The following is a 5,617-nucleotide window of genomic DNA, read 5'->3' as shown; positions in this document are numbered from 1 at the left end:
GATTCGGTATTGACGACGTTCTGCACCTTGTCTTCGCGGGTGATCACGAACTGGCGCAGGTAGCGCCCGATGCGCACGTCGCAGTAGGTCGCACCATCGCCCTTGGCCGCCGTCATCGCGGTATCGGCGAGGCGTTTCTTCAGCCCCACGTCGAGCTTGCTGACCAGTTCTTCGGCGGCGATCGCCCGGCCCCAGGCCGGAAGCGTCAGGGCGCCGAGGCCGATGCCGGTGGCCTTGATAAAGTCACGTCGTTGCATGGTTTCCTCCACCTGAAAACGGTTGACTGGACGGCCGGATAACGGCGGCCATCGGCTTGCCACGAAACGACCGGGGTCCATTCGCGGTGAGATACCCGGCGAGGATGGCGGTCACCGGACGAGCCGTCATGTGGCGAATGGCATGGTTAGCCGAGACTGCGCGCGGTGTTGATCACGTTGATGCCATCGAAGCGCGCCGTGCTTGCGCCGTGCGAGACTGCCGATACCTGGCCGGGCTGGCCCTTGCCATCGAAAAAGGTGCCGCCGAGACGGTAGTCACGCTGATCGCAGACCGCGCTGCAGGCGTTCCAGAACTCCGGCGTGCGGATCTGGTAGGCGACATCCTCGAGCGGGCCGGTGACCTTGCCATCCTTGATCTCGTAGAAGAGCTGGCCGCCGAACTGCGCGTTGTAGCGCTGCTGGTCGATCGAATACGAGCCGCGACCGAAGATGTAGATGCCGTTCTCGACATCCTTGATCATCGTCGCCGGATCGAGTTCAGCCGTGCCCGGTTGCAACGAGACATTGGCCATGCGCTGGAACTGCACGCTCGACCACGAATCGGCATAGCAGCAGCCCTGCGAATGTTCGAGGCCGAGGATATGCGCCTGGTCGCGGATCGCCTGGTAGTTGACCAGCACGCCGTCCCTGATCAGGTCCCAGCGCCCGGTCTTGACGCCCTCGTCGTCGTAGCCGACCGCGCCGAGCGAGCCGGGCTGGGTCTTGTCGGCGACGATCGTGACCTTGTCGCTGGCGTACCTGAAGTTCTTCGACTTCCATTTGTCGAGCGTGGCGAAGCTGGTACCGGCGTAGTTGGCCTCATAGCCGAGCACGCGGTCGAGTTCGAGCGGATGGCCGACCGATTCGTGGATGGTCAGGAACAGGTTGGTCGGATCGAGGACCAGATCGTATTTTCCGGGCTTCACCGATGGCGCCTTGAGTTTCTCGCGCGCCTGCCCGGCCGCGGCGACGGCATCGGCCTGCATGTCGTAGGAACGTCCATAGACCACCGCACCGCCCGGCATCTCGAAACGGTCCTGCTCTTTCGCGTCGAGGTACTCATAGCCCATGCCCATGGGTGCCGACAGACCGTCGCGACGGCGGAACTTGCCGCTGGCCTTGTCCACTGCGGTCACCTGGATCGGCGCCCAGATGCGATGGATGTCCTGGTCGATGTAGGAACCGTCGGTCGAGGCGAAATATTTCTGCTCGTTGATCTGGAACAGGGTGGAATTGACGAAGTTGGCGCCGGCTGCGATCGCTGCCGCGTTGACGCCGAGCAACAGCTCGACCTTCTCCTTGATCGGCACGGCCATGGCGTTCTTGACGATCGGCGTGGCCCAGGACACCTCGCCGACGCCCGGCGTCGGGGCGAGCTGGACCGGCTCGGTGGTCAGGCTCGAATTGGCCTTGGCGATCTGCACGGCCTGGCGCGCGGCCTTGGCGACGGCGTCCGCACTGAGGTCGCTCGATGCGGCAAAGCCCCAGGTGCCATTGGCGATCACGCGGATGCCGACACCGGTCGATTCGGTATTGACGACGTTCTGCACCTTGTCTTCGCGGGTGATCACGAACTCCATACAAATGTCGGCCCTGGCCGCCGTCATCGCGGTATCGGCGAGGCGCTTCTTCAGCCCCACGTCGAGCTTGCTGACCAGCTCTTCGGCGGCGATCGCCCGGCCCCAGGCCGGAAGCGTCAGGGCGCCGAGGCCGATGCCGGTGGCCTTGATGAAGTCGCGTCGTCGCATCGATGGCTCCGCAGGTTCTGCGCCGATCCCGGCAATCGCCCGATCCTGGGGCAATCCGGGGGCCGCGTCATGTGAGGATAGGCATGGTCGACGCCCGATGGCCCGGCAACGCCCGGCACGGCGGTGACGCGATGTTCAGGAACTGCAGGACAGCATCGAGCAGCCGGCGCGGTTCCTGGCCCAGTCCGGACGGCGCTGGGCGAAACGATCGCGGCCGGGCTGGTCGTCATAGGGCCTGCGCATGACATCGAGCAGTTCGTGGATCTCCGACTCGTCGCCCTGGTTGGCCTTGTCGATCGCCTGCTGGGCCAGCCAGTTGCGCAGGACATAACGCGGATTGGCCGCGCGCATGTTCTGGCGGCGCAGAGCGGCCGGTTGTGGATCGCTGGCCAGTCGGTTCGCATAGCGCTCGAGCCAGGCACCCAAGTCGGCCGTGGATGCGTCGCGCTTCACGTCGTCATAGAAGGCGGCCGCGAAGTGCTGCGGTGTCGGCCGGGTTTCGCCGAGGTCGGAGAGGGCGCGGAAGAAAAGCGTCATGTCGACCTCGGCCGCGGCCATCCACTCGACCAGCGACTGCATCAGGGCGACATCCTCGTCGCGGCACTCGGCGAAGCCCAGCTTGGCCGCGATGTTGGCCCGGTCGGCGGCCATGTAGACCTCGGCGTAGCGGTTCAAGCCGGCCTGCAGCGGTTCGATCGAAGGAAAGGTCGAGGACAGGGCCTGGGCCAGGCAGGCCAGGTTCCAGTGCGCGACGTTGGGCTGCTGGCCGAACCGGTAGCGGCGGTTCTGGCGGTCGGTCGTGTTCGGCGTCCAGTCCGGATCGACGTTGTCGATCCAGCCGTACGGGCCGTAGTCGACGGTCAGGCCGAGGATCGACATGTTGTCGGTGTTCATGACGCCGTGCACGAAGCCGACCCGCATCCAGTGCGCGATCATCGTCGCCGTGCGCGCGCAGACCTCGCCGAACCAGTCGCCCCGCACGGTCTCGCGATCGCCCTGGAGATGCGGGAAATCGCGCCGTATCGTGAAATCGATCAGCTGCTCGAGCACATCGGACTCGCCGCGCGAGGCCGGCAGCTCGAAATGGCCGAAGCGGATGAACGAGGGCGCGACCCGGCAAACTACGGCGCCGGTCTCGGCTTCGGGGCGCCCGTCGTAGAACATGTCGCGGATGACCGACTCGCCAGTCGCGACCAGGCTCAGGGCCCGCGTCGTCGGCACGCCAAGGTGGTGCATGGCCTCGCTGCAGAGGAATTCACGGATCGAGGAACGCAGCACGGCGCGGCCATCGGCACTGCGCGAGTAAGGAGTCGGCCCGGCGCCCTTGAGCTGCAGTTCCCAGCGTTGTCCGGCGGCCGTGATGACCTCACCCAGCGAGATGGCGCGACCATCGCCGAGTTGACCGGCCCAGTGGCCGAACTGGTGCCCGCCATAGTTGCTGGCAAACGGTCGCATGCCATCGAACAATGCATTTCCGCCAAAAACATCGGCAAATTGCTGCGATTCAACTTGATCTTCGCTGAAACCGAGTATTTCGACCATCTCGCGCGAGTGCGCAATCAGGCGTGGCTGGCTGACCGCCGTCGGAGCCACTTCGGAATACAGGGCGGCCCTCACTTCGCGCAGGCGCGGCCCACGCTCGGCATCGGCCGGCAGGTCGCGGACGAAGGCATTGTCGAAGTGCAGCGGAACCGGTGCGGCAGTCGTTATCATGGCCATCAATGTCGGCGCGTTCGCGGGTGAATCAAGCGGACAGTGTCGACCAATGCCGGGGCTTTGCAAGATCCGGCCCGTGCCGATATACTTGCGCGCTTTGCTCAAGCCCGTTCGCCCCGAGGTTTCCAATGAAAGTCCTTTCGTCGCTCAAGTCCGCCAAGTCCCGCCACCGCGATTGCAAGATCGTGCGTCGCCGCGGCAAGGTTTTCGTGATCTGCAAGAGCAACCCGCGTTTCAAGGCGCGCCAGCGCTGAGCGGATCGCCCGCAGTTCCGCGTCGAAGGGCCGCGCAAGCGGCCTTTTGCGTTTCTGGCCTTCCATTTCGGCTCACAGGAATAATGTGCGAAAGGCCATGGAACTCGCACGGCGGTTCTGTTAAAACAGCGCCTGTCGGCAAAATCATCCATTGGGATCAGGAGGTTCGGTGATGAACTTGAAGTTTGTTCTCGGTAGCACGCTGCTTGTTGCCGGCCTCTTCGCGGCCACGCCGGCCGTTCATGCGGAAGATCTGGTCCTGGGCCAGACCACGGTCCGCGCGGTCAAGACTCCCGACCGCGGACTGACCATGAGCCAGGTCGAAAAGCGCTTCGGCGCGCCCGATGCGAAACTGCCCCCGGCCGGCGGCGACACTCCGCTGCATCCGACCATCAATCGCTGGAAATATGACGGTTTCACGGTCTACTTCGAGCGCAACATCGTCCTGCACAGCGTCCGCGACGGCGCCTGATCCGAATCGATGACCGAATCCGCCAAGCGCCTGCCTGCCGAGTGGGAGCCGCAGGCAGCGATCCTTGTTGCCTGGCCCCATACCGGCACCGACTGGGCCGAACGCCTCGAATCGGTTGAATCCACCTACTCCGCTCTAATCGCCGGGATCACGCGCTTCGAGCCCGCCCTTGTGCTCGTTGCCGATGCCGAAGTGCGAAATCGCGCGAATCAGTTGCTGAGGCAGCAAGGCATCGATACGGACCGGGTCCGTTATTTGCAGGTGCCCTATGACGACACCTGGCTGCGCGATTCGGGGCCGATCACGCTCGCTGACGGGCATCGCTTCACCCTGAACGATTTCCGCTTCACCGGCTGGGGCGGCAAGTTCGAGGCCAGCCTCGATGACCGCATCGTCGGCGAACTGGTCGATCGCAGGCTGTTCGCCGAATCGACCCACCGTCATATCGACTGGGCCCTCGAAGGCGGAGCGATCGAATCCGACGGCCGCGGCTCGATCCTGACCACCTGGAAATGCCTGCATCTGCGCCACCCCGATCAGTCGCGCGAGCAGATCGATGCGGTCCTGCGCGATACCCTCGCGGGAAGGCGCGTGCTCTGGCTCGATCATGGTTATCTCGAAGGCGACGATACCGACGCCCATATCGATACGCTGGCGCGATTCGCCCCGGACGATGCGATCGTCTTCCAGGCCTGCGACGATCCTGCCGACAAGCATCATGAAGAACTGGGCCGCATGCGCGCGGAACTCGAAGCTCTGCGCACGCCGGAGGGCAAGCCCTACCGCCTGCACGCCCTGCCCTGGCCGAAACCGATCATCGACGAAGGCCGGCGCCTGGCCGCTTCTTACGCGAACTACCTGATCGTCAACGGCGCCGTGCTCGTACCCGCCTATGGCGACGAGGCCGACCACGAAGCCGCCCGCATCATCGGCCTTGCCCATCCGGGTCGCGAAGTCGTCCAGATTCCGTGTCGTCCACTGATCTGGCAGAACGGCAGCCTGCATTGCGTGACGATGCAGTTGCCCGAGGGTGTCTTGGCCTGATCGGCCAGAGCATCGCGCCTGAAGGCGCTCCTACGAGGTGCCGGTCAGGCGCGGGCGTCGATGACCGGCGATGCGTTTCCGCTTCGTTGTAGGAGCGGCTTCAGCCGCGATGCCCTTCCCAGAATT

6 protein-coding genes are annotated in these 5,617 nt (G+C 64.7%); 3 read left to right on the top strand and 3 right to left on the bottom strand.

Annotated elements, in window-relative coordinates; translation table 11 throughout:
• The 3 genes from BM125_RS20770 to BM125_RS18415 form a co-directional block, all read right to left on the bottom strand.
• Positions 1-257: twin-arginine translocation signal domain-containing protein (locus BM125_RS20770; protein WP_245778992.1), on the bottom strand; the 257-nt coding region annotated here is incomplete at its 3' end.
• Positions 258-403: 146 nt separating this feature from the next.
• The gene (locus tag BM125_RS18420) at positions 404-2,005 is read right to left on the bottom strand and encodes a TldD/PmbA family protein (RefSeq protein ID WP_092410732.1); all 1,602 of its coding nucleotides are present in this window, start codon (positions 2,003-2,005) and stop codon (positions 404-406) included.
• 135 nt (positions 2,006-2,140) lie between these two features.
• Entirely contained in the window at positions 2,141-3,718 is a 1,578-nt protein-coding gene (locus BM125_RS18415) for a protein adenylyltransferase SelO (protein WP_092410758.1), read from the bottom strand.
• 131 nt (positions 3,719-3,849) lie between these two features.
• On the opposite strand from BM125_RS18415, the gene ykgO reads away from it, so the two are divergent.
• The 3 genes from ykgO (at position 3,850) to BM125_RS18400 (ending at position 5,491) form a co-directional block, all read left to right on the top strand.
• Positions 3,850-3,975 (top strand): type B 50S ribosomal protein L36, encoded by a 126-nt coding sequence (gene ykgO, locus BM125_RS18410; protein WP_092410730.1) that lies wholly within the window; start codon positions 3,850-3,852, stop codon positions 3,973-3,975.
• A 172-nt stretch (positions 3,976-4,147) separates the two neighbouring features.
• Positions 4,148-4,447 (top strand): hypothetical protein, encoded by a 300-nt coding sequence (locus BM125_RS18405; protein ID WP_092410728.1) that lies wholly within the window; start codon positions 4,148-4,150, stop codon positions 4,445-4,447.
• Between the two features lie 9 nt (positions 4,448-4,456).
• Entirely contained in the window at positions 4,457-5,491 is a 1,035-nt protein-coding gene (locus tag BM125_RS18400) for an agmatine deiminase family protein (protein ID WP_092410726.1), read from the top strand.
• Positions 5,492-5,617 lie beyond the last annotated feature (126 nt).

The organism is Dokdonella immobilis, assembly GCF_900115085.1.
Taxonomy (GTDB): Bacteria; Pseudomonadota; Gammaproteobacteria; order Xanthomonadales; family Rhodanobacteraceae; genus Dokdonella; species Dokdonella immobilis.
This window is presented reverse-complemented; position numbering and strand designations above follow the sequence as displayed.